Below are 21,720 nucleotides of genomic sequence, written 5' to 3' on the forward strand. Positions count from 1 at the left end.
TAAGCGGCGGTAAGCTATTGCGCATGTACTCGGAAAAGACAGAGCATATGACACCCGCCCAGCAAGCCGCTCAGGATGAGCGGGCCGAGGACGATAAGCGCAACGGGCATTTTGAAGCAACAAAGCACACCAATCTGCCGCTTAGCCCCTTTATGACGCGCCTGATGGCAGAGGAAATGCCGATTTTGGATTCCACTTCGCGCCGCCGCGTGTACGAGATTTTGGGCAGCTATGAAGGGCCCACCATTGAGTCCCAAGCGGACTTGCCGGAAGAAATCCGCGAGATCATGGATCTCTGAAACACACCATTCGGAGCCGCCTGTGTGCCCCACGATGTTTTAAATATCACGAACGTCACTCCAGCCACCGCACTATGAGCTAGGTAGGCTGGTACATCGATACAATCCGTCGAGCAAAGAGTAAGAGATGGAACTACATACCACCGAAAAGTCCCTGCACGGCTGGGGCCGCACCGCCCCCACGACCGCCCATGTGCTGTCCACGGAAGACGTGGACGTCATCAAGAATGCAGTGGCACAGGTTGCGGACGATAACTCGGACAAGCCCGCCCACCTGCGCCGCGGCGTCATCGCGCGCGGCATGGGGCGCTCCTATGGTGACCCCGCCCAAAATGGTGGCGGCCTGGTCATCGACATGCAAAAGCTGAACAAGATCCACTCCATTGACCCGGAGTCCGCGCTTGTTGATGTCGATGGTGGCGTCACCCTTGACCAGCTCATGAAGGCCGCGCTGCCCTATGGCCTGTGGGTTCCAGTCCTGCCGGGCACCCGCCAGGTCACCATCGGCGGCGCCATCGGCCCCGATATCCACGGCAAGAACCACCACTCCGCCGGTTCTTTTGGCAACCACGTGGTCTCCATCGATCTGCTGGTTGCTGATGGCCGCGTTCTCCACCTCACCCCAGAGGGCAGCGAGGATGACCCCAGCGGTGAGCTCTTCTGGGCCACCATCGGCGGCATGGGCCTTACCGGCATCATCCTGCGCGCTACTATCCGCATGACCAAGACGGAGACCGCCTACTTCATCGCGGATACGGATCGCACCGATAACTTGGAAGAAACCATTGCCTTCCACTCGGATGGTTCGGAGCACAATTACACCTATTCCTCCGCCTGGTTCGATGTCATCTCCCCAGAGCCGAAGCTGGGCCGCTCCACCATTTCCCGCGGCTCGCTGGCCACCTTGGCGCAGCTCGAGGAATTGGCCCCCAAGCTGGCGAAGGATCCGCTGAAGTTCAACGCGCCGCAGCTGATGACCGTGCCGGATATCTTTCCGTCTTGGACGCTGAATAAGCTCAGCCTATCCGCTGTGGGCTTGGCCTACTACACCATGGGCGCGCCGGCGAAGAACCAGGTAAAGAACTTGACGCAGTTCTACCAACCGCTCGATCTCATTGGCGAGTGGAACCGCGGCTACGGTTCCAAGGGCTTTTTGCAGTACCAGTTCGTCGTTCCCACAGAGGCCGTGGAGCCATTCAAGGAGATCATCCGCGATATCCAGCGCTCCGGCCACTACTCCGCGCTGAACGTATTCAAGCTCTTCGGCGAAGGAAACCGCGCTCCGCTGTCGTACCCGATGCCGGGCTGGAACGTCTGCGTGGACTTCCCCATCCGCCCGGGCTTGGGCGAGCTTCTCGATGACCTGGATCGCCGCGTCATGGAGTTTGGCGGCCGCCTGTACCTGGCAAAGGAATCGCGCACCTCTGCCGAGAACTTCCACCAGATGTACCCGGGCCTAGAAGGCTGGCTCAAGACCCGCAATGACATCGACCCCACCGGGGTCTTTGCCTCCGATATGTCCCGCCGCCTCGAGCTGCACTAATCACTGGACTCATCACCACCCCTCATGAAGGAGATTTTTTAAACCATGCTTAATGCAGTAGGCCAAGCCCAGCACATCCTGCTTTTGGGCGGTACCTCTGAAATCGGCCTCGGCGTCGTCGCCGAATTCCTTGAGCGCGGCCCTGCCAAGGTCACCCTGGCTGCCCGCGCCCAGTCCCCGCGCATCGAGAAGGCGCAGGCTGACCTGGAGGCCCGCGGCGCGGATGTCGAGGTCGTGGACTTTGATGCCACCGACTTTGACTCGCACCCGGCGGTCATCGATAAGGCCTGGGAGCGCGGCGATGTCGATATCGCCATCGTGGCCTTTGGCACCCTGGGGGACCAGGAAGAGCTGTGGCAAAACCACGACAAGGCCGTGGCTTCTGCCCAGACCAACTACACCGCGCCCGTCTCCGTCGGCGTGCTGTTGGGTGAAAAGTTCAGGCACCAGGGCCACGGCACCATCGTGGCGATGTCCTCGGTGGCCGGCATGCGCGTGCGCCGCTCCAACTTTGTCTACGGTGCTTCCAAGGCCGGCGTGGATGGCTTCTACATCAACCTGGATGAAGCACTGCGCGGCTCTGGCGCCAACGTGCTCGTCGTCCGCCCGGGCCAGGTTCGCACCAAGATGTCGGCCGAGGCCGGCGATGCCCCGCTGACCGTCAATGTCTCTGACGTGGCCAAGGCCACCGTGCAGGCGGTACTCGATGGCAAGCAGTCCATCTACGTCCACCCGCTGTTCAAGTACGTATCGCTGGCATTCAAGTTCATCCCGCAGCCCATCTTCCGCAAGCTGCCGTTCTAACCAGTTCCTGCGCGCAGGGTATGCCGGGCTCCTCAAGGCCCGCGGCCCTGCGCGCTTAGTTGGTTAATAAGCCAGCTCACACCGCGCCTAATCCCAGAAGAGTGATTAAGGTATGCGAAACTAAAGGGCATGACAAGCCCAGCTACGCCTTCCCAAGCAGTTCCCGTGAGCGAGGAAAAACGCACCACCGCCTACCACGCCGATGCCATGTCGCACCGCAGCACCCTGCTGGGCATTATTTTCGCAGCGCTGGGCGGCGGGGCAATTACGCTTTTCGGCTGGTATGCCTTCAAAACCGTCTCCCTGCCCTCCTTTAATACCTCCATGGTCACCCGCGCGCTGTGTACGGTCGGCGTGATCTTGACGTTGGCCTTGGCAGGTGGCTTTAGCGCGTGGTGGCTCTATGACCACTACAAGGAGAATTTCTCTCGCCCGCGCTGGCGCACGTGGGTGACCTACGCCATCACGTATCTCTCCCCCGCCTTATTGACCCTTGCCACCGTGGGCCTGCCGCTGTCTGCCTCGCGCTTATGGCTCGATGGCGTGCAGGTGGACCAGGCATTCCGCACCCAGTTCCTTACCCGGTCAGTAGATCAAATGGGCTATGCGGACATGAACTACCCAGACATGCCCACGTTTTACCCGCTGGGCTGGTTCTGGCTAGGCGGACGGCTCGGCTCCATATTGGGTATTCCCGGCTGGGAGGTTTATCAGCCGTGGGGCCTGATTTCCATCGCGGTTGCAGGCTGTATCCTCGTTCCCATTTGGCAACACCTCACTAAATCCCTGCCGGTAGGAACAGCTATTGCGCTTACCACCACCGCCATTACCTTGACCATCGCGGCGGAAGAGCCTTATTCCGCGGTCATCGCCATGGGCATACCCGCCATCGCGGTGTTAAGCGCGCGCGCATTCAAAGGATCGTCGTTGTCTACCGCCGCGGTCGCTATCTACCTCGGAATCTCCGCTACCTTCTATACCTTGTTCACCGGCGCGGCAGCGCTAACCGTGGTCAGTCTGATCGCCGTTTTCACCGCACTGTACGAGCGGACGTGGCGACCCATCGTGCGCCTAGTCATCATCGCGGTGGGATCGCTTGCCATCGCAGCCATCGCCTGGGCCCCATACCTCTGGCAGGTTCTGCACTCGACCGCACCCCTGCAAGCTACCGCGCAGCACTACTTGCCGGAGGAAGGCACACAAATTCCGGTGCCGTTCCTTTCCTTGAGCATCGTAGGATTCCTCTGTCTTGCCGGTCTGATCTTTATTATCACCCGGTTGCGAGATGCGGAAGTCCGCGCGCTGGGGTTGTCCATCATTGGCATTTATGTATGGACGGTGCTGTCCATGGTGATGACCTTGGTCGGCACCACCCTACTGAGCTTCCGCCTTGAGGTCATCGTGGTGCTGTTGTTCGCGACGGCGGGCGTCCTTGCCCTTGCGGAAGTCCGCAAAGCCGGTATTCACCGCCTGTACCCCGCTAGTTTCTCCCACGCGGCCAATAAGCGGATTACGGCGGTTTTTGGCATTTTCCTCGCCTTGGCTGGAGTCCATTATGCCCAGCAGATTCCCGAGGCAAACGAAGATGCCATCGACCACGCCTACAGTGATACCGATGGTTACGGCGAGCGCGCGGATCGCTTTACCAGCGATTCCGCTCATTATTATCTGGATATCCACAACTTCATCCAGGATCAGGGCTATACGGCCAACGAAACGGTAGTCCTCACGGATGAAAAAACCTTCATGGCTTACTACCCATACTGGGGCTTTAACGCCTTTACCAGCCACTATGCAAATCCCCTCGGGGAATTCAAACACCGCAATGACCAGATTGAAGCCTGGGCGGATGAGTCATGGGACTCTACTCCTGCAGAGTTCCAAAAATCCCTCGATTCCGCACCGTGGCGCGGGCCGGATGCCATCATCTTCCGCGGCGACCTCGACAATAAAGATGATGGGTTCAAGGTGCACTTGGCTGAGGATATCTATCCTAACCAGCCAAATATTCGCTACCGCGCAGTCTTCTTCAACCCCGAGGTCTTTGCGGAAGGCTGGGAGCTGGAGCAAACGGGTCCATTCGTAACGGCGGTGCGAACCAAGTAAGTTCACCCACACTTCCCCGGGGTTATCGGGGCGTGCACACGGGAACTTGGGCCAGACTGACGTACACTAATCGCCGTGTCAGATAGCCTTAAAACGAAATCGAAAGAAGCACGCCCCTCCGGGCTAAGTATCGCCACAGCCCCTGCCGGGTTGCGCTGGACCGCGATCATCGCCGGGTTAATTGGTTTCCTGTGTTTTATAGCCACCCCGCTATTGCCAGTGAACCAAACCCAGTCTTCCTTTGATTGGCCGCAGAATGATTCGCTGCAATCTATCAATGCACCGCTTATCTCCGTGGCGCCGGAAAACTTGGAGGCCACCATCCCCATGTCCGCGGTGGATGAGCTCCGCGATGGCCAAAACATGGTCTACAGCACCGTCCCACCCGAGTCTAAGAAGGCATCGAACCGCGGCCTATTTGTCCGTTCCGGCGATGACGGCTTGTCTGTGGTCTCGCTCGATGAGGTCCTACTGACCTTAAGCGCTAAAGAAGTAGCGCAGCTTTCCGATGACGCCCAGCTGCACATCTCCGCCACCGGTGACGGCACCACCGTCAGCGTCGGCAAACACAAAAAGACCACCGAAGATGACCTGCGCCCGCAGGTCACCGGTGTGTATACCGAGCTTAAAGATGATGCCAATGTGCAGAACTTGGTCGATGACGGGCTGAATATCCACGTCGATATCAACTCGCGGTTTACTTCTTCTCCCTCGCTGATTAAGTCCATCGCGATGTGGCTCGGCGTCGCTATGGTGATTGTCTCGCTGTTCTGCCTGTGGCGCATTGACCGCCTTGATGGGCAAAAGCTGCGCTTCATGCCAGAGACGTGGAAGAAGATTCGCCCCCTCGATGGCGTCGTCGCCGCCGTCTTGGGCCTCTGGTACATCTTCGGTGCCAATACCTCTGACGATGGCTTCATCTTCTCTATGAGCCGCGTCTTCGATAACGCCACATACATGGCCAACTACTACCGGTGGTACGGCGTGCCGGAGGCGCCATTCGGCTCACCGTACTATGACCTCGTCGCGCTACTTTCGCAGATTTCCACGGCGTCGGTCTTCGTCCGCCTGCCCGGACTTATTTCGGGGCTCATTATTTGGTTCATTCTTTCGCGGGAAATGCTGCCGCGCTTTGGAGACATCGTCGATGCCCGCCGCGTCAGCCACTGGACCGCCGCACTGATGTTCCTAGCCTTCTGGCTGCCGTATAACAACGGCACCCGCCCAGAGCCGATCGTGGCCCTAGGCGTGATGGTGACGTGGGCATCCTTTGAGCGCGCCATTGCCACCCACCGGTTGCTGCCGGCAGCCGTAGGCACCATCGCTGCCACGATTACGCTCGCCGCCGGCCCCACTGGCCTTTTTGCGGTTGGCGTATTCCTCGTGAGCCTGCCGCACCTTTTCCGTGCGATGGCCGCGCGCGTGCCCGCCATGGGCGGCGGCGCGACCGGTTGGCTTAGCTTGGTTGCCCCATTTTTGGCTTCCGGCACTGCCATCATCGTCGCTGCCTTTGGAGATCAGACCTTGGCCAGCGTCGCTGAATCCACCCGGGTGCGCTCGGAGGTCGGCCCGTCGCTGCCGTGGTATGCCGAATACGCCCGTTATTCCACGCTCTTCCAAGAATCCGTGGATGGTTCGCTGACCCGCCGCTTCGCCGTACTCACCATGCTGTTTTGCTTGGTGCTCATCCTGGCTGCGTTTATCAAGGATCGCCGCGTTATTGGTGCCGCAGTCGGCCCCACCCAGCGCCTGCTCATCATCGTCGCGCTGTCGATGTTCTTCCTCATGTTCACCCCGACCAAGTGGACGCACCACTTTGGCATCTATGCCGGTGTCGCCGGGGTGATCGCTGCGCTGGCTGCCGTAGTGCTATCCAGGTTTGCGTTGCGCTCCCCGCGCGCTCGCACCTTTAGCATCGCCGCGGTGCTCTTCTTGCTCGCCATCTCCTTCGCGGGTTGGAATGCTTGGTGGTACGTATCCTCCTTCGGCATCCCATGGTGGGACCGCACAGTGCAGTTCAAGGGCATTGAGGCCAACTCGATCCTGCTCGCCATCTCCTTGGTCGTCCTCGCGGTCGGCGTGGTGCAATCCTTGCGCCACAGCCATCGCAAATTGCAGGCCCAAGAGGAGGGCACGGAAAAAGAATTCAAGCAAGAAGCCGCCGCGAAGGTATCGCGCTCGGCCGGCATCATGTCCGCGCCCATCGCGGTAGCCTGCGCCATTGTGGTGGCTTTTTCGATGGCTTCTTTTGCCAAGGCCACCGTCGCCCAGGCAGATTCCTACTCAGTGGGCAAGGGCAACCTAGCATCCTTGCGCGGTGATACCTGCTCGCTGGCTAATGAAACCTTGGTAGAAACCAATACCAATGACTCCTTCCTCACCCCAGTGGATGGTGACTTAGGCGATTCCTTGGTAGACAAGGATGAAACCAGCAACGGATTCGGGCCGAATAATATCCCCGAATCCATCGAGCCTGAGGATCAGGATTCTGCTTCTGTGGGTGCCATTGGAGATAGCTCCCAAGATTCCGACTCCACCAGCCAAGACGATGCCACCGCTGGGACGGATAAGGAATCCGGCGGGGATTCTTCTGATGATTCGCACGAGACCCGCCGCGCTGGGAAGAAGGCTTCAGAAAGCACCGATACGTCTGAAGGCGGTGTCCGCGGCACGAAGGGCGTCAATGGCTCGACCATGCACCTACCCTTCAACTTGGACTACACCAGCGTGCCAGTCTTGGGCTCCTACACCGAAAGCCAAGAGTCGCTGTCCCAGGTAACCACGAAGTGGTATCACCTGCCGGAGACCACGGAAAATACCCCGGTTCTGGCTGTCAGTGCCGCGGGCAAGATTTATCACCACGATGTCAATGATGTGGAACAAGAGGGCATGGAGCTCACCTTGGAATACGGCACCATCGATGAGGATGGCAAGGTCACCGATAAGGGAGAAAAAGAGCTTTCCGATGTCGGCGCCACCCCCAAGTGGCGCAACCTGCGCCTGCCCATGGATGAATTGCCGGAAGAAGCCAATGTCGTACGGCTAGTGGCCGAGGACGATTCCACCGATGAAGACGACTGGCTAGCCTTCACCCCACCGCGCGTGCCGGAACTAGACAGCATCAATAACCAGTTCCCTGCGGAAAAGCCCGCGCTCTTGGACTGGGCGGTGGCTCTGCAGTTCCCCTGCCAGCGCACCTTTGACCACTACGCCGGCGTAACCGAGATTCCGGAGTATCGCATCCTCCCAGATGCGGCGGCGCAAACCTCCCTGACGGATTTCCAATCCTTCTCAGGCGGCGGTGCCATGTCCACTGCGGAAGCGGTGAACTACTCCTACGAAATCCCGAGCTACCTCAATAACGATTGGGCCCGCGACTGGGGCGCCATTGAAAAGTACGAATTGCGTACCGATTCACAGGGCAATACCCCAGCCAACGCAGAGATCGATTATGAGGACGTTACTCGTTCTGGACTGTGGAAAGAATCCGAGATGAAGATCCGGCCAGAAGGCGAGCAGTAGGCCCACTGGCCCCGTTGCTGCGGCCCGTTCCGGACTGAGAGCCGGACCGGGACCGGGATCGGGACTGGGGCCGCAGCCGGCGTACCAGCCAATCGCCGGCGAAGAAGAGGAGCAGCGAGGCTCCAAATAGCGGCGCAATGATCGAGTAGATCACAACCCCTGCCACCACGACGGGGGTTATTTTTAGCTCGGGGAGGCGGCGGCGCGGCTTATTCCACCACATCCACAGCCCGGCGATGCTGATGACGAGAAGGCCCAGCGCCAGCGCGGCCAAGGCCACCTGGCTGTAGATGCCGAAGAGGGTGCCCATGTGCAATTGGATAAGCCAGGAGGTCAGCCGGGCGGCGAGCGGCCAATCCGCCGAATTGATGCGGTCGATGACACGGCCATCTGCGGTGACCGCTACGGCATCGCTACGCAGCTTGTATGCCGCGCGCCCCTCGCGCACCGTCCAGGCATCGCCGGCTTGCTCCGGCGGGGTCATCCGCAGCACCCCGGTAAGCCCCTCGCTGCGGGCGGTGGACAAGGCCGTCTGCGCGCCCTCGAGCACGTCGTTGTCTACGGCCTCACCGCCGCTATGTCCAGCATGACCCGCGTGTCCCGCGTGCCAGGCATGGACACCGGCACCGGTGCTGGCTTCTGCCACAGAAGTTGCCACGGATGGTTCCTTCCAGTTGAGCTCCTCGCGCACCTTGCCAATATTGCTTCCGGCAACCATCGACCAGGTCAAGCCGGTAATGGTGAGGAATAGGAACCCGGGCAGCAACCAGCTGCCCAAGCGGGCGTGTATCCGCAGCGCCTTATTGTTTTTCTTCTGGCTTTTCTTCCTGCGCTTGAGCCAGAGATAGACACCGGCGATCGTCAGTGCACCGAGCCAGGAGGCGGCGAGCTCCGCATAGATGCGGCCGGGCTCGCCCAACCACAAGGTGCGGTGGCCGTTGGACAACCACGTGCGCAGCGGCAGCGCCCGCGAACCGCCGTATTGTTGTTCCTCGCCGGTAATGCGCAGGTCCACTGGATCGACGAATACGGCGTGGGTGTAGCTGGGGCTCTTGGCATCTGGATCCGTGAACAGCACGCGGGTGGTCTCTTCCGGATCTTCAGACGCCTCCACCGCGGCCACCGCGGCGCCGGGGTGTTGGCGCTGCGCCGCGGCGATCTGTTCATCCAAGCTGCGCGGGCTGCCCTGCGCGGTGGCGGTGATTTCATCGTGGTACACCCACTGCTCAAGGGTGGGCGCGAGCGCGTAAAAAAGCCACTGAGCGCGGCAACAATGAGGAACGGCGCGACGATCACGCCGGCAAACTTATGCAGGCGCGATAGCGCACCATGAGTTGTAGTCTTCATGGCTCACTAGTCGCAGCCTTATTGGCATGAGTTCCCGATTATCGCTGAAATAATGGAGCCCTAATCTATTGCGCCAGCTCACCGCGCAAAAATTCGGCTGCATCCTGTACCCGCTGGCGCGCCACGGCTGGGGTGGACACGCGGTGTGTCGAGACGTAATCGCGTTCTTTAGCTTGGGGGATGTGGACGCGATCGGCTATCTCATCCTCGGTCGCGGTCTGCACGAAGGTCTCAGGGAATTGTTTAGGCAGCTCATAGCCCACGCGGTAATCCTCCGGCAGGTTGGCCAGGGCGCCGAAATCGGGGAAGGTGAGCAAGAGGGCATCGGCAGGCGCAAGTGCTGCTAACGCACCGCCGGAAGAATATCCCCACGTGGTGACGTGGGAGGCGCCCTGCTCGCGGGCGTAATCAATGGCGCGGTTGACCGCCGCGACCATGTCTTTGACCGTATGCTCCGGGGCGAGCGGATAATCCACGTCAATGATCGTGGTGCCGGAAAGCTGCGCGGCGGCAGCAACCTCGGGGCGCCACTGCATCTCCAGCGCCTTACCATCGCCGCGCCACCAGCCGCCGGAGTGTAGCGATACCGCCCACCGGCCGGTGGGTTCGGAGGGGCGGAAAATGACGCCGACCTCGGCAGGCTCCACGGCAATGCCGTCCGTAAACGCCGTACCCGGAAGCGCGTGATTAACACCGGTACCCAAAACCATCATGGCGGCGTGGGTGATGCGGTCGGGCAACAGTGCGCAATAGTGGTCCGCCTCCGGCGAGCCACCGCCGGCCCAGGGCGGGCGGAAATCAGGCGTCTCATAATGGGCATCAATATAAGAAACCAGCTGCTCTAGCTGTTCTTCTTCGCTCATCTGGCGGTCTTGCCCGCCGATGTGCCATTCTTGGCCGGGCTCTAGCGGCCGGTGCGGATCTTTATCGTGTGCATCAGTCATATCCCCGAGCCTACGCGTGCACATGATGTGCACAAGGCGGGCTCGGGGAGAGCTGATTTACCAGATGGTCACCCGGTCCTCTGGGGCCAGGTACATCGTGGAATCTTTGTCTACGTCGAAGGCCTCGTAGAACTCCGCGATATTCGCGGCGATGAGGTTGCAGCGGAACTCCGCGGGCGAGTGCGGGTCAATGGCCAGGTACTGGGTCGCCATCTCCGGGCGGATGGCCGTGCGCCAGACGCGAGCCCAGGACAAGAAGAAGCGCTGCAGGCCGTTATAGGTGTGCTCGGCCAATTCCGGCTCGGCGCCATCGACCACAAATTCCTCTTCTTGGCCCAGCAGGTCAATGCCCTTATCGGCACAGTAGTTCTTGTAAGCCACCACGGAAATTCCCAGTCCGCCCAGGTCACCAATGTTTTCACCCAAGGTGAACTTGCCGTTGACGCCGGAAGATTCGGTGCCAGCCTCCTTCAGCACCGTGGGGACCTGGCCATCGAATTGCTCCACCAGCTTTGCCGTAAGCGCCTCGAAATCCGCGCGATCCTCATCGGACCACCAGGAGTTCAGGTTGCCCTGGCCGTCGAATTGCGAGCCCTGGTCATCGAAACCATGGCCAATTTCGTGCCCGATGACAGAACCAATGGCACCGAAGTTCTCAGCGGCATCCGCATCCGGGTTATAGAACGGCGGGCGCAGGATGGCGGCTGGGAAGGTAATGTCATTGACCACCGGGTTGTAGAAGGCATTGACGGTCTGCGGGGTGGTGACCCACTCATCGCGGTTGGCGGGCTTGCCAATCTTTGTCAGTTCATAGTCGTGGGAAAAGGCGGACCCGGCGCGGGCATTGGCAATCAGATCTGCGCCCTGGTCAGAAATTTCCAGCCCGGAGTAGTCGCGCCAGGTATCGGGGAAACCAATCTTGGCCTTGAACTGGGAGAGCTTTTCTAGGGCGCGCTCGCGGGTCTGCGGGGTCATCCACTCCAGTTGGGAAATGCGCTCGCGGTAGGCGGCGATGAGGTAGTCCACCAGCTCATCCATTTCGCGCTTGGAGGATTCTGGGAAGTGCGCGTCCACGAACTCCTTGCCAATTTCCTCTCCTACCAGGCTTTCTGCCAAGCCCACCGCGCGCTTCCAGCGGTCACGCTGCTGGGTAGCACCAGAGAGCCGAGTGCCGTAGAACTCGAAGTTCTTGGCGCCTACTTCCTCCGGCAAGAGGGCCGCGCGGGAGCGCAGGATGTGCCAGGTGGCCCACAGCTGCCAATCGGCCATGCGGTCAGCGGTAAAGAGCTTTTCCAGGTGCTCCAGGTAGGACGGCATCATATTCACCACGCGGTGCTCCGGCAGCTTTCCGCCGGCGAGCAAGGCTTGGGTGATGGAGGGCAGCTCAGAAAACTCGCACGGGTTATTGGTCTTTACCGCATCGCGGGTAGAAACCACGTCCCAGTGGCCCGCCGCCAGCTCTTTTTCTAAGCCCACGATGCGCTCGGCTGCAACCTCGGTGCCGAGGCCAAACAGGCGGGTGGGCTCGATAAAGCCCAGCATCTCCGCCACGTGCTTTTCGTAGGCGGCCAGCGTTTCCGCGTGCGCTTCTTCGCGATAGTAGGCCTCATCCGGCAGGCCCAAGCCGGATTGCACGATATAGGCAACGGCCTCTTCCGAGCCGGAGTCCTTTTCCACCCAGAACGTCGCCGGCGCCCCCACGCCCTCGCGCTCGAGCTCGCCCAAGCGGTGCGCCAATTCCGTGGGGTCGGCAGCGCTCAGACGGTCAAGGTCCGCATCCAGCGGGGCCATGCCGGCGCGATTCACGCCCTCTGTATCCATGAAGGACGCATACAGCTTGCCGGGGCGGCCATCGTTGTCTTTGACGATGTCATGAACCAATTCTTCTGCTTCATCGCGCAGTGCATGGAAGGTGCCATCCACACCGCGATCATCTGGGACAACGTGATTTTCTACCCAAGGTCCGTTGACTAATTGATAAAGATCTTTCATGGTTGCCACTGTAGGCCAAACCTTCCAGTTAAGGTATGGACTATGGAAAAATTCCGCTTTCCACCAGCCCGGCCGCGCAGCCTATTTATTGCCGTCATCGCCTTCGTGACGGTGGTGCTTGCCTTGCCCGCCATCGTCCACGCGGTGCTACCACCACACCCCGCCGATGTGGAGCAGGTAACCCTGTCTGATCCCAGCCAGGACTGGGATATTACCGTGTCCGATCTGTACTGCGAGCGCGACTATACTTCGCTGGCCAGCGTTGGCTGGACCTGCGGTGACACCTCCGTACAGGCGGTCATCGTGGAAGATACCGACGACGATGAGCACACCCTGCGCCGCATGGTCCGGGCCTATGGCATGGCTCCAGGCCTTCCAGAGGGCGAGGTCTATGAAGGAAAAGATGGTGCCCTCGCGCTTGCCGATGCCCCCTCCTCCACCGCCGCCATCTCCATCAACGGCACCGGTGCGGACGAGAATAAGGACTGGGTGGTCACCGTCACCGGGGAATCCGCCGCAACGCGCACAACCACTGAACGCCTCTGGAAAGCCTTCGGGCAAGACGAACTACCAGAAGAAGTCACTGCTGATATCGAGGAGTTTTCTGGAAAGGCCTTGGTTTAAATGTCTAAGCTTTTTCGCACCGCGCTGTGGATTTTCTCCGGTCTGGGCCTTATCGGTTTTATCTCCCAGACGGTCATCACCCTATTGATCTCACCGCTGATGGGCATTATCAGCATCCTCATTGCGGCGATCCTTGTTGCAATAGTCATCGCACTATTGCGCCTGAGCCCTATGTGGGCGCGCCCGGCGCGCGTATGGGCACCGCTTGCCTTTTTATGGGGCTCCGGCATGGCTATTAGCTTGGCATCTATAAGCTCTACCCCGGTCATGCAGCTCGCCATCAATTCTGGGTGGGTCGATTCCTTTATGTCATGGAGCGGTGCCTATCCCGAAGAGATTTCCAAGGCCACCGGCGTTTTATTCGTCCTGATGTCCTTCCGCCAACTCAACCGCCCCTGGCACGGGTGGATGGTCGGCGCCGTCGTTGGCCTGGGCTTTGAGGCCAACGAAAATATCCTCTATGGCTCAATGGGCGCTACCACTCACCCGGATAGCGATTTTGCGGGGCTCATGCAGATGTGGGGCTTGCGCCTTATCGCTGGCCCTGGCCTGCACGTCTTGCTCACGGCGCTCGCCGGTTGGGGCATCGGCTGGGCCCTCTACGCGGCGGCCAAGCCTCTCTGGTGGCGCATCGGCGTGGCACTCGGCTGCCTCGCGGTATCCTTCCTCCTGCACTTTGGTTGGAATTACCTGCACGATTCCGATACCGCGGCCGTCATCCAAGCCCTCTCCGTGGCAATCATCTTGTACCCGCTGAGCATCTGGCTCATCCTGCGCGGCAATAACTACGCACACAACGATGACAGCTACAGCCACAGCACTGCGGAGGACGCGCTCGTCTTCACTCGCTAGCCCCAAGCGTGCTTGTTTCCCCAAAATGTCCAAAACAACCGCATTCCGCCAAAATTTCCCTCGATTTTCGGAGAAACGCGCTTGCTTTGGACGCCTAAGCATCCTGAGACTCCCCCGGCCGCAAAAATCTGTGGTTTAAGGCACATGGTGGTGGTGAGCTTCGCTACACTCTCTACAAGGCGCTTTTGCCACCTATCCTCCACTTTAAGGACTGAGGACCTTCATGAATGCCCCAACCCACGAGTCCCGCACGGATGACAGCACGGAAAGTACCGAGGGGGCAGCTCCGACAAATTCCGCAGAGGAAGCCAACCGGCAGAAGGCAGTGGGCTCCGCCCTGTCTTGGGTCATCGCGCTTTTTGGCACCGGTGTTGGTGCCGGCATCCTCTTCTTGCCGCTCAACGCCGGCGCCTTCGGATTTTGGCCGCTCGTCTTCGCCACCGTGTTCATCTTCCCGCTGGTGTATTTTTCCCACCGGACCTACGCCCGCATAGTCAGCGGCGCACCACAAGAACAACACGGGAAAGACGTCCTAGAGCTGGTGCGCTACTACCTTGGCCGCAATAGCGGCCTTTTCATCGCCGTCTTGTATTGGCTGGCCATCGTGCCAACAGTGCTCATTTATGGCATCAGCATTACCAATGTGGTCGATAGTTTCATCGTCAACCAGCTCGGGGGGCCAAGCATCAATCGGTGGATATTGTCCATTGCCTGCGTGGGCGTTATGACGGGCCTTTTTGCCATCGGCCGCCGCCCCATGCTGTGGCTGGCCCAGATGCTGGTCTACCCGCTTATCGTCGCCCTGGCGGCAACCTCCATTTATTTGATCCCCAAGTGGGATTTCGAAAGCTTCCTCAACGTTGAATACGAAGGCGGTATCTGGGGAATCCTTAAGGGCATCCTGCTTATCCTGCCGGTGCTGGTCTTTTCCTTTTCCCACATGGCCGCGCTATCTCAGTTCTCCGTTGACGTGCAGCCGGCCTACGGCAAAAAGACGGAGAAGTTTGTCTCTCGTGTGGAGCTCTACACCGCCGCAATGCTCGTGGTATTTACCATGTTCTTCGTCTGGTCCTGCGTCCTCGCGCTCGGCGCGGACGGTTTGAGCGAGGCCGTCGATCAGAACATCCCGGTGCTGTCTTATTTCGCCAACGTCACGGGCACGCCGTTCATTGGATATATGGCACCGCTTATTACCATGTGTGCGATCATTTCTTCCTACTTTGGACACATGCTTGGTTCCGAGGAAGGCACGGAGTACCTCCTGCGCATTGCCGTTCCCCGCATGGCCAATAAGCTCTCGCGCCGCGCGCTGCTCAACATCATTTATGTCATCGTATTCGTGGCAACGACCCTCGTAGCCGTCTTCAACCCCTCCATCATGGACATGATTTCAGTAGTTGGTGGCATCTTCGTGGCATTCTTGGTCTATCTGGTGCCGGTCTACATGTTTAAAAAGGTCGATGACTATTCCCAGTTCAAAAACGACATCTGGAATTACTTCGTCTTTGGCATGGGACTTGTCATCATGGCCGTGACCGTCTGGAACCTGATCTAACGGCCAGTCCCTCGCCGCTTATTGGCACACCCGAACTTGGCTTACCTGCGCCAGGGCTTGATTAGCGTTCGCGCACGCTTGGCGCTCAAGATCGGCCGCGGTGCGGGTGGCATCGCGAAGCGCCTGCTGCGCAGGTTCTGGCAGGTTGAGGCCGTTTTCGATGCGCGCGCCGATGGCCTCACTGGATCCGCCGCCTGGGGCATTGTTGACGCCGCGCGTGACATCAGCGGTATGGGTCTGCGCATCGCCGTAGGTGTTGGCGGCTACGGTAAACCCATGCCCAGTAGATACGGAGGCGTGGATGGTGCGGTCATCGGACCAACCGAATTTGGTGCCCCATACTCCGGGAATGTGGTCGGTGCCGAAATCCTGTCGGTATCCATCCGCGGCCACGGGAGCTGCGGTAGCCATTCCCGCGAAAATGGGCGCCGCTACGGGATCGTGCTGGATCTCGGCAGTAAACCGCGCGACATCTTCGCTCGAGGTCTGCGTGGTTCCCCAGTAGCCGGTGTAGTGAGTCTCGCTCAGCCCGAATTCCTGGATGATGCTGGGAATGGCCTGCGGGTAGCGGCGGTCTAGCTCCCTTGCCACATTATCGTCGCTATAGCGAATCATATTTTCCACTTGGGCCTTATCGGCGGCAGAACCATACTTGAGCACCCAATATCCCAGGTAGAGCTTGCTCAAGGATAGCGCCGGGCGGGACTCGTGGCTATTGGCGGTAGAGACGGTGGCGCCGGAATCGTGCCTAACGGTGATCTGCGTACGATCAGGCACGGATTGGGGATCGAGGCTGACCGCTTGGGCAGCGGGAATGGTCACGAAGGAAAGTGCGGTAACGAGAGAACCAATAGCTAATTTTTTCATAACGCATATAGCGTAGCTGGAGAGGTGCCGCACCGCAGTCTATAACTGCAAAAAGTTTTCCTACTGCACTATCTATCGCATCAATACCGCTAGGTCCCGCGCATCCATGCCGTGCTTATGCATGGCGACGCGCCCGTGAGAATGCTCGATGCCCTCGCGGTCCCAGTATTCTTCCGCACGAACGGGATCGTGGGAGGCGCCATTGGCGCGGACCACGCGCCACCAGGCGGCGTTACCACCGTGCCCATTCATCACGGTGCCGACATTGCGGGCCCCGCACCCGGCGAGTTTTGCCACCTCCCCGTAGGAGGACACATTGCCGGGCGGGATAACGGCCACGATGGCTAGCACGCGCTGTGCCAAATCAGAGGAGTCTGACATAAAACGCCTCTTGCCTGCCACTTAGCCCCTGGTGGGGTTGAGCACGTCATCGGATTCGCTGGGCTCATCCTCGGGCGCGTCTTCGACCTCAGTCAGGGTGACGGTCGCGCCGGTGGAATCCGCGAGCAGGCACATGCGCCCGAAGGGGGAGTCCCACGGCTCGCGGATGATTTCACCACCAAGCTCTACCGCTTTCTTGGCGGCTGCATCGATATCGCGCACCCCTAGGTAGGTCTGCCAGAAGCTTGGCACCTGGGGTGGGAACTGGCCTTCGGCATTCCACAGGCCCGCGAACGGGGCGCCGTCTTCTTCCGCGGTGGCGTAAATGAAGTTCTCGTCCTCAGACTCCATGGCACGAATCTCCCAGTTGAATAGCTCTCCATAAAAGTCCATGGCCTGCCGGAATCGCGTCGTGGCGGTCAGTTCGTGCCATACCGGGGTGCCGGGTTCGCCACCGGCAACGAAGTGCTCTGGGCCGGAGGGCTGGATGAGGCCGAACATGCCACCGGCGGCATCGGCAAGCAGGGCCATGTGCCCCAGCTGCACGGGCTGGGGCGCGGCGAGGATGCGCCCGCCCAGGTTCTCCGTGCGCTGGCAATCGCCGTCGATGTCCTTGGAGAGGAAGTAGGTCACCCACGTATCCGGCATGGGTGCCTCGTCCGGCTGCGGGATGAGGCCGGCGATGGGCAGGCCCTGCAGGCGCGCCATCTGATAGGGGTTGTCCTCCTGGGTCTCGGCCGAGATTTCCCAGCCCAAGACCTGCTCATAAAAGTGGGCGGACTTGCGCGGATCCGAGGTGGTCAGATCGATCCAGTAGGGCATGCCTACTTCGGCTTCAAATGCGGGCATTTATAGATTCCTCCACTTTTCCGGATCAAAGTCATCGTCTGCGGTGGCTTCATCAAAATAGTCATCATCATCGTCGGGCTCGCCCACGCGCGCGCAGGTGCCTTCAATGCACACCTCATCGCCAATCTGCAGCGTGGCGCCGCGGCGGGTTTCGGTCTCACCGTTGACCGTCACCGCGCCTTCTGCGATAAGTTCCTTGGCTTCACCACCGGTGCCGACCAAGCTGGCCAGTTTAATAAACTGACCCAATTTGATGGACTCGCCAGAAATTGCAACCTCAAGCATGCCGCCCAGCTTACCCAGAGCCCGTTCCCGCGCGGCTATGGGTGGGGTGGAAGGGCTTAGTCACGCGCGCGCAGCGAGACCGCCGTGCCCGTGGCGGTGACCAACAGCATGTCATTATTGGTGCCCATTGGGGAATAGTCGAAGGCGATGCCCACCACGCCATCAGCGCCCAATTCCTGGCCGCGGCGCCACAATTCATCTAGCGCCGCCTCGCGGGCCTTGATGGCTTCGCTTTCATAGCCGGAGGCACGTCCACCGGTGATATTGCGTATCGATGCCCCAAAGTCTTTGAGCATATTGATGCCGGTAACGGTCTCACCAGCGATGATGCGCAGGTATTTGGTGATTTCATAACCGTCGACGGTATTTGTGGTAGTAAAAATCATAACTTCAGGCTACATCGCAATGAGCCCGCGGATGCCTTCAAAGAGGATGACCACGCCGAGGAGCAGGAAGACGATGCCACTGACGATGTCCACCCACGCCGAGTTCTTGGCCATCCACTTCGATACCGCGCGCGTGCTCAAGCCGACGCCGACGAAGAGCACCAAGCTTTCCAGCACCAGTACCGCGGCGACGACGACATTTCCGCCCACGCCCATTCCTGGGTCGATGAAATTGGCAAAGATAGCGCCGAAGAAGATGACCACCTTGGGGTTGGAAAGATCGCAGACCAACCCCATGCGATAGGCCGTCTTCGCCTTGATAATGCCGTCTGGGGTGAATCCGCGCGGTTGCGGTGCCTGCTTTTCCGTGCCCACGACGGTAGCGGGTGCGCGCCGTTCCCGCAGGCCGGAGGAAATCGCGCTATAGGCCATCCACAGCAGATAGCTGCCGCCGAGGACCTGCAGGAGCACCAAAATGCCCTCATGCGTAGAGATCAATGCCGAAAGCCCGGCGAGCGAAGCGATGGTCCACAGGGCAAGGCCCGTCGTGCTGCCAATGGCCACCCACACCGCCGCGCGGGTGGACCGCGCACCCAGGCGGATAATCTGCACCACATCCGGCCCCGGCGAAGCCATGGCCGCGAACCATACGCCCATCAGGGTCACAAGGGCACCTATAGCCACCTAACACCTCCACATTCGTATGCATTTTTACTAACGCATACAACTGTAGGAAGTGTCTCACCTGCAGCGAAACAGGTAACTACTGTGACTTCAGCAGCGCGGTGGCGCCCTCCCCGGCCATCACCACACCGAGCAGGCCAAAGACGAGGCCTGAGACCATATCGATGGTGGCGGAATACCGCGCCGTCCACCGCGCGGCCGCGCGCACGAGCAGCGCAAAGGCGGAAAACCACACGAAGGACATGGCCGCGAGGATTAACGCCACCGCGATAGTCCACCCCACAGACATATCCGGACGGATGAATTGGGCGAATACCGCCCCGAAAAATACCAATGCCTTAGGGTTCGACAGGTTAGTCACCAGCCCCAGCTTGAAAGCCCGCCAGTTGGTCATGTCTTCGGCATCGGCATCGCCAGCCGCCCGTGCCTGGTCCGCATAGTCTTTCGTGTCCACCTCGTGGGCGGGCGCGCGCCGCGCGGCTAACCCGCTGCGCAGGGACGATACGCCCATGTACAGCAAGAAAAGCCCACCGAGCAATTGCAAGATGCTCAGCACGCTCGGCCGCGCCGTAATCAGCGCCGATAAACCGGCCAGGGAGGCGACAATCCAAAAGACCGTTCCGCTAAATACCCCCACCGCGCACATTAGTCCGGCGCGCGTGGAACGCGGGGCCACGCGGATGACCTGCACGATATCCGGGCCCGGAGACACCAAAGCCGCGAGCCAAATCCCCATCAGGGTAAGAAGTGCGGAAATGGTCACGGCTTTAAGCTCCTTAAATTAAGCGGGCGTTAGTAAGCACCCTTCGGCGCCTCCTTGTGGTCACGGATTGCCTCGCCTTCGGCGTAGAGCGGCATATCCTCGTGAGCCTTGTACCACGGAGTGTAGTTAGGCTCGAGCGGCGTGCGACCGGCAATGAGGTCCGCAGCCTTCTCGCCCACCATCATAGTCGGGGAGTAGATATTGCCGTTGGGAACCGAGGGAAATACGGAAGCATCGGCAATATACAGGCCATCGATGCCCCATACGCCCATGGTCTCTGGGTTCACCACGGCCATGGGATCGGACTCATCGCCCATCTTGGCGGTGCAGGATGGGTGCAGTGCGGTCTCGCCGTCATTGCGGACCCACTCCAAGATTTCCTCATCGCTTTGGACCTCTGGGCCCGGGCTGAACTCGCGGGCGCCAACTTCCTCCATTGCCTTGGTATCCAGCAAGGAGCGGGCGACGCGGACGGCTTCTACCCATTCGCGGCGGTCCTGCTCGGTGCGCAGGTAGTTAAAGAGGATAGAAGGCTTTTGCCGGATATCGGAGCTCTTGATGTGCACGTGGCCCTTGGTATCGGAGAACATCGGGCCAACGTGCCACTGGAAGCCGTGCTTAACGTCGGCCTTTTGGCCGTCATAGCGCACCGCCATGGGCAGGAAGTGGAACATCAAGTTCGGGTAGGCCTCATCCTCGTTGGAGCGCACGAAACCGCCGCCCTCAAAGTGTGAGGTAGCCACTGGGCCCTTCTTCGTCAGCAGCCACTGCAGGCCCATAAACGGCCAACGCCACTTATCCAGGTAAGGCTGGGAGGAAGCGGTGGACTTGGTGGTCTCGTACTGGATGTAGACCTCGAGGTGGTCCTGCAGGTTCTCGCCCACGCCTGGCAGGTGCTTGACGACGTCGATGCCGTGCTTTTCCAAAATCTCGCGGTCGCCCACGCCAGAGACCTCTAGCAGCTGCGGGGTATTGATGGCACCGGCGGACAAGACGATCTTGTCTGCGAAGACGCGGTGGGTGCCGCCCTGCCACTCGTATTCCACGCCCACTGCCTTGGTGCCTTCAAAGAGGATCTTGGTGGTAAATGCGCGGGTACGCACCTCGAGGTTGTCGCGGTCCTGGTTGGGGTACAGGTAAGCGCGGGCAGCGGACCAACGCTTGCCGTGCTTGATATTGCGATCGAAGGGGGCAAAACCTTCCTGGCGGTAACCGTTGACGTCATTGGTTAGGTTATAGCCAGCCTCTTGTACCGACTTGAATAGCGCCTGGAAAAGCTGCGAGGTAGCAGGGCCGCGAGACAGGTAGAGCGGGCCATCGTGGCCGCGGCGCGGATCATCGTCGTCTGCGGCAGCGGTGGTTTCCATGCGGTTGAAATACGGCAAGCAGTGGGCAAAGTCCCAGTTATCCATGCCCGGGTTCTGGCCCCACTTTTCGTAGTCCATGGGGTTGCCGCGCTGGTAGATCATGCCGTTGATGGAAGAGGAACCGCCGAGCACCTTGCCGCGCGCATGGTAGATGCGGCGACCATTCATCTCCGGTTCCGGATCGGATTCATACATCCAGTCATAGTTCTTTGCCCCGATGGGGAAAGAGAAACCGGAAGGCATGTGGATGAATAGGTCCCAGAGGGAATCCGGGCGTCCGGCCTCAAGAACGAGCACGCGGGTGTCTTTATCCTCGGTCAGGCGGGCCGCGATGACGGAGCCGGCAGAGCCACCGCCGACGACGACCACATCGCTGACCTCATCCGTCGCCCTCTTTGTCGAGCGCTTCTTAGTCAACTTGTCCACAATACCCATAAATCCCCTTCCTTCTGTGAGCCATCTCACGCTTAGTTCTCGCCGTATTTCGGGCGGATCCATTGTATGGTGCACAAAAAATCTGCGCTTTTCCGCTTTCATTTATGCACAATAG

At 59.9% G+C, this 21,720-nt stretch carries 19 protein-coding genes; 8 read left to right on the plus strand and 11 right to left on the minus strand.

The window, feature by feature from the left end; translation table 11 throughout:
- Nucleotides 1–23 precede the first annotated feature (23 nt).
- From ABRP86_RS01465 to ABRP86_RS01485, 5 genes are all read left to right on the plus strand, one after another.
- The gene (locus ABRP86_RS01465) at nt 24–299 is read left to right on the plus strand and encodes a hypothetical protein (RefSeq protein ID WP_349862168.1); all 276 of its coding nucleotides are present in this window, start codon (nt 24–26) and stop codon (nt 297–299) included.
- Nucleotides 300–426: 127 nt separating this feature from the next.
- The gene (gene dprE1, locus ABRP86_RS01470) at nt 427–1,842 is read left to right on the plus strand and encodes a decaprenylphosphoryl-beta-D-ribose oxidase (RefSeq protein WP_349853003.1); all 1,416 of its coding nucleotides are present in this window, start codon (nt 427–429) and stop codon (nt 1,840–1,842) included.
- 45 nt (nt 1,843–1,887) lie between these two features.
- Nucleotides 1,888–2,646 (plus strand): decaprenylphospho-beta-D-erythro-pentofuranosid-2-ulose 2-reductase, encoded by a 759-nt coding sequence (gene dprE2 / locus ABRP86_RS01475; protein WP_349862169.1) that lies wholly within the window; start codon nt 1,888–1,890, stop codon nt 2,644–2,646.
- Between the two features lie 129 nt (nt 2,647–2,775).
- A complete protein-coding gene (locus ABRP86_RS01480) occupies nt 2,776–4,752 on the plus strand; it encodes a galactan 5-O-arabinofuranosyltransferase (RefSeq protein WP_349862170.1) in 1,977 nt (658 codons plus the stop codon).
- A gap of 75 nt (nt 4,753–4,827) precedes the next feature.
- A complete protein-coding gene (locus tag ABRP86_RS01485; protein WP_349862171.1) occupies nt 4,828–8,274 on the plus strand; it encodes an arabinosyltransferase domain-containing protein in 3,447 nt (1,148 codons plus the stop codon).
- On the opposite strand, the gene ABRP86_RS01490 is transcribed toward ABRP86_RS01485, so the two are convergent.
- The 3 genes from ABRP86_RS01490 to ABRP86_RS01500 all read right to left on the minus strand — a co-directional run bounded on the left by ABRP86_RS01490 (nt 8,213) and on the right by ABRP86_RS01500 (nt 12,557).
- Complete coding sequence (locus ABRP86_RS01490; protein WP_349862172.1) at nt 8,213–9,493, minus strand: PepSY-associated TM helix domain-containing protein; 1,281 nt, start codon at nt 9,491–9,493, stop codon at nt 8,213–8,215. The two genes, ABRP86_RS01485 and ABRP86_RS01490, sit on opposite strands and share 62 nt — an antisense overlap.
- A 193-nt stretch (nt 9,494–9,686) precedes the next feature.
- Nucleotides 9,687–10,565, minus strand: a complete 879-nt coding sequence (locus ABRP86_RS01495) for an alpha/beta hydrolase (protein WP_349862173.1) — start codon at nt 10,563–10,565, stop codon at nt 9,687–9,689.
- A 57-nt stretch (nt 10,566–10,622) separates the two neighbouring features.
- Nucleotides 10,623–12,557, minus strand: coding sequence for a M13 family metallopeptidase (locus ABRP86_RS01500; RefSeq protein ID WP_349862174.1), 1,935 nt, complete (start codon nt 12,555–12,557; stop codon nt 10,623–10,625).
- Between the two features lie 42 nt (nt 12,558–12,599).
- Here ABRP86_RS01500 and ABRP86_RS01505 point away from each other — a divergent pair, with 42 nt between their 5' ends.
- The 3 genes from ABRP86_RS01505 (at nt 12,600) to ABRP86_RS01515 (ending at nt 15,588) form a co-directional block, all read left to right on the plus strand.
- The gene (locus ABRP86_RS01505; RefSeq protein ID WP_349862175.1) at nt 12,600–13,181 is read left to right on the plus strand and encodes a hypothetical protein; all 582 of its coding nucleotides are present in this window, start codon (nt 12,600–12,602) and stop codon (nt 13,179–13,181) included.
- Nucleotides 13,182–14,033, plus strand: a complete 852-nt coding sequence (locus ABRP86_RS01510) for a PrsW family intramembrane metalloprotease (protein ID WP_349862176.1) — start codon at nt 13,182–13,184, stop codon at nt 14,031–14,033.
- Nucleotides 14,034–14,256: 223 nt separating this feature from the next.
- Nucleotides 14,257–15,588, plus strand: coding sequence for an SLC5/6 family protein (locus ABRP86_RS01515; protein ID WP_349862177.1), 1,332 nt, complete (start codon nt 14,257–14,259; stop codon nt 15,586–15,588).
- Between the two features lie 18 nt (nt 15,589–15,606).
- On the opposite strand, the gene ABRP86_RS01520 is transcribed toward ABRP86_RS01515, so the two are convergent.
- The 8 genes from ABRP86_RS01520 to betA form a co-directional block, all read right to left on the minus strand.
- Nucleotides 15,607–16,455, minus strand: a complete 849-nt coding sequence (locus ABRP86_RS01520) for a hypothetical protein (protein ID WP_349862178.1) — start codon at nt 16,453–16,455, stop codon at nt 15,607–15,609.
- A gap of 72 nt (nt 16,456–16,527) precedes the next feature.
- The gene (locus ABRP86_RS01525) at nt 16,528–16,836 is read right to left on the minus strand and encodes an MGMT family protein (RefSeq protein ID WP_349862179.1); all 309 of its coding nucleotides are present in this window, start codon (nt 16,834–16,836) and stop codon (nt 16,528–16,530) included.
- Nucleotides 16,837–16,857: 21 nt separating this feature from the next.
- On the minus strand, nt 16,858–17,685 hold the full coding sequence (locus tag ABRP86_RS01530; RefSeq protein ID WP_349862180.1) for a VOC family protein: 828 nt from the start codon (nt 17,683–17,685) through the stop codon (nt 16,858–16,860).
- Nucleotides 17,686–17,970: an RNA-binding S4 domain-containing protein gene (locus ABRP86_RS01535; RefSeq protein ID WP_005276256.1), complete on the minus strand. Its 285-nt coding sequence runs from the start codon at nt 17,968–17,970 to the stop codon at nt 17,686–17,688.
- A 56-nt stretch (nt 17,971–18,026) separates the two neighbouring features.
- Entirely contained in the window at nt 18,027–18,356 is a 330-nt protein-coding gene (locus ABRP86_RS01540; protein ID WP_005276253.1) for a YbjQ family protein, read from the minus strand.
- 9 nt (nt 18,357–18,365) lie between these two features.
- Complete coding sequence (locus ABRP86_RS01545; RefSeq protein ID WP_005276251.1) at nt 18,366–19,013, minus strand: LysE family translocator; 648 nt, start codon at nt 19,011–19,013, stop codon at nt 18,366–18,368.
- 106 nt (nt 19,014–19,119) lie between these two features.
- On the minus strand, nt 19,120–19,803 hold the full coding sequence (locus ABRP86_RS01550; RefSeq protein WP_349862181.1) for a LysE family translocator: 684 nt from the start codon (nt 19,801–19,803) through the stop codon (nt 19,120–19,122).
- A 29-nt stretch (nt 19,804–19,832) separates the two neighbouring features.
- Nucleotides 19,833–21,605 carry a choline dehydrogenase gene (gene betA, locus ABRP86_RS01555; RefSeq protein WP_349852990.1) on the minus strand — a complete coding sequence of 591 codons (1,773 nt, stop codon included), beginning with the start codon at nt 21,603–21,605 and terminating at the stop codon, nt 19,833–19,835.
- Nucleotides 21,606–21,720: the final 115 nt, after the last annotated feature.

Origin of the sequence: Corynebacterium sp. KPL3927, from assembly GCF_040225835.1 — a bacterium.
GTDB lineage: Bacteria > Actinomycetota > Actinomycetes > Mycobacteriales > Mycobacteriaceae > Corynebacterium.

Excerpts from the sequence above, each read along its gene's own strand:
- ABRP86_RS01515 (WP_349862177.1), top strand. The coding sequence starts at position 14,257 with ATGAATGCCCCAACCCACGAGTCCCGCACGGATGACAGCACGGAAAGT.
- ABRP86_RS01530 (WP_349862180.1), bottom strand. The coding sequence starts at position 17,685 with ATGCCCGCATTTGAAGCCGAAGTAGGCATGCCCTACTGGATCGATCTG.
- dprE1 (WP_349853003.1), top strand. The coding sequence starts at position 427 with ATGGAACTACATACCACCGAAAAGTCCCTGCACGGCTGGGGCCGCACC.
- ABRP86_RS01540 (WP_005276253.1), bottom strand. The coding sequence starts at position 18,356 with ATGATTTTTACTACCACAAATACCGTCGACGGTTATGAAATCACCAAA.
- dprE2 (WP_349862169.1), top strand. The coding sequence starts at position 1,888 with ATGCTTAATGCAGTAGGCCAAGCCCAGCACATCCTGCTTTTGGGCGGT.
- betA (WP_349852990.1), bottom strand. The coding sequence starts at position 21,605 with ATGGGTATTGTGGACAAGTTGACTAAGAAGCGCTCGACAAAGAGGGCG.
- ABRP86_RS01495 (WP_349862173.1), bottom strand. The coding sequence starts at position 10,565 with ATGACTGATGCACACGATAAAGATCCGCACCGGCCGCTAGAGCCCGGC.
- ABRP86_RS01545 (WP_005276251.1), bottom strand. The coding sequence starts at position 19,013 with ATGGGCGTATGGTTCGCGGCCATGGCTTCGCCGGGGCCGGATGTGGTG.
- ABRP86_RS01520 (WP_349862178.1), bottom strand. The coding sequence starts at position 16,455 with ATGAAAAAATTAGCTATTGGTTCTCTCGTTACCGCACTTTCCTTCGTG.
- ABRP86_RS01525 (WP_349862179.1), bottom strand. The coding sequence starts at position 16,836 with ATGTCAGACTCCTCTGATTTGGCACAGCGCGTGCTAGCCATCGTGGCC.
- ABRP86_RS01500 (WP_349862174.1), bottom strand. The coding sequence starts at position 12,557 with ATGAAAGATCTTTATCAATTAGTCAACGGACCTTGGGTAGAAAATCAC.
- ABRP86_RS01535 (WP_005276256.1), bottom strand. The coding sequence starts at position 17,970 with ATGCTTGAGGTTGCAATTTCTGGCGAGTCCATCAAATTGGGTCAGTTT.
- ABRP86_RS01505 (WP_349862175.1), top strand. The coding sequence starts at position 12,600 with ATGGAAAAATTCCGCTTTCCACCAGCCCGGCCGCGCAGCCTATTTATT.
- ABRP86_RS01510 (WP_349862176.1), top strand. The coding sequence starts at position 13,182 with ATGTCTAAGCTTTTTCGCACCGCGCTGTGGATTTTCTCCGGTCTGGGC.
- ABRP86_RS01480 (WP_349862170.1), top strand. The coding sequence starts at position 2,776 with ATGACAAGCCCAGCTACGCCTTCCCAAGCAGTTCCCGTGAGCGAGGAA.
- ABRP86_RS01465 (WP_349862168.1), top strand. The coding sequence starts at position 24 with ATGTACTCGGAAAAGACAGAGCATATGACACCCGCCCAGCAAGCCGCT.